At 38.9% G+C, this 1,672-nt stretch carries 2 protein-coding genes; one reads left to right on the top strand and one right to left on the bottom strand.

Features of this window, described 5'->3' with window-relative positions; genetic code table 11:
• Positions 1–648: PEP-CTERM sorting domain-containing protein (locus tag NT136_03255; GenBank protein MCX6765950.1), on the bottom strand; the 648-nt coding region annotated here is incomplete at its 3' end.
• 761 nt (positions 649–1,409) lie between these two features.
• Here NT136_03255 and NT136_03250 point away from each other — a divergent pair.
• Positions 1,410–1,672: fibronectin type III domain-containing protein (locus tag NT136_03250; GenBank protein MCX6765949.1), on the top strand; the 263-nt coding region annotated here is incomplete at its 3' end.

Below are 1,672 nucleotides of genomic sequence, written 5' to 3'. Positions count from 1 at the left end.
AAATCCCGCCAATCCAATCAGCCCAGAACCAAGAAGAAACATGGTAGCGGGTTCGGGAACTGTAGTAACCGGATGGCCGGTGGTTGAAAACTTTGCGCTAGTTTCTGGAGACCCTGCAGCAGTAAACCCTGCGATATGCCCAGCAAATAAATAACCTTCAGTTGAAAGTTCAGTGGTGAATGTAGATATATCAATTGTAAACGGGTATAAAGGGTTAACAATGACAGAAAATCTTAAAGGATCTTGTCTAGAACCACCGGTCCTATCTGTTTCCAAATCAAATTTCCCATAAGGACCATATCCACCTAAATTGTCTTCACCATATAGCTTACTCCACCCACTAGGAAGATTTATAATACTCAATCTGGATCCATCAGTTGTTGATTCATTAAATCCAAAATTTTGTAAACCGAAATTGGATGTCGTGGAAAAAGCACTATCAAATGGATCTACTATAAAATCAACTTGATAAAGCCCATTTTCTGTAAGTGTGATCATTCCCCATGGACCACCCACAATGCCACTATTATTTATATCAAAGTAATAACTAATTGTGGCTGAATTACTAAGAGATGGTGCAAAAAGAGAAAATATAAAAAAAATAGGTAATAATAAAGTTAGTAACAACATTGACGTCTTCTTTTGCATACTTAGTTTCTCCGATTAAATTATCTTGCTAATATATAACAAAGCAATTTTTATGCCAGAAGTTAAAAAATTGATAACCCACTGTTTTCATAATATATTTTGAAATTAGTGATCTCAATATCCCCATAAAAAGGGAAGCAATTTTCTCTTTTTTACTGATTTGGTTCCCATTAAAAGTGGAAAAATCTTGCCTCTTTTTTGGAGTAAACCCCGTTAGAAGGCCTTCGCCCTTCCAACGGGACAGCTCATTCACCCCGTTATAGAAAGTCTCTAACAGGGCAAGCATAGAGAAAAAGGGCAAAGCGAAAGAGAATGAACCAGAAAAAGAAGGGATAACACCCATCTTAGGTCCTGCGCCTCTTCCTGGACTTCACCCGGAAGAGGTGACCCCTTCGAGGCTACTACCTTGAGGGCGAGTAGGGGAGCCCCTCTGGGGGCTCCCGAAAAGGCGGCCGCAGAGGACCGCCCCCACAGGATTCAGGTTTTTTCATATCGACAATTTTTTGTCGATGATGGTTCACCAAGCGCCTAAAAACAATATAACATATATGGCTACGGAGGGCAAGCCGCACGCTGTAAAACCATTTTCCAAAAAGGACAAAATGTCTGGTGGCACCACTTTTTTATAATCGAATCAGAACTGGACAATAAATAAAATTTCCATCTTTTTACTCCACTTCATTGCAATTTAGTCGATTTGACAGCAAAACTTAAAAATTTAAGCTTTTTTTTATGGCATTTTTCTTGCTGTGTCTACTACTATGAAAAATTCAATTTACCGCAAATTAGTATTTTCCTCTATTATCTTGCTTTTCACGCTTGTGTCATCTCAATTTGCATCGGCTGCACAGATAAAATTGGCGTGGGATCCAAATACTGAGTCTGATTTAGCTGGGTATAAAGTATATTATGGAACCAGTTCAAAATCATATGGAGGTTCAGTTGATGTTGGAAATGTGACGGCATTTACGTTAAGCGGTCTCACTCAGGGACAGACCTATTTTATTACGATCACTGCTTCTAA

This window comes from Candidatus Moraniibacteriota bacterium, from assembly GCA_026396275.1.
In the GTDB taxonomy this organism is placed as follows: Bacteria; Patescibacteriota; Minisyncoccia; order Moranbacterales; family JAPLXC01; genus JAPLXC01.
Note: the sequence above shows the minus strand (reverse complement) of the source record. Positions and strands in the feature narration are given on the sequence as shown.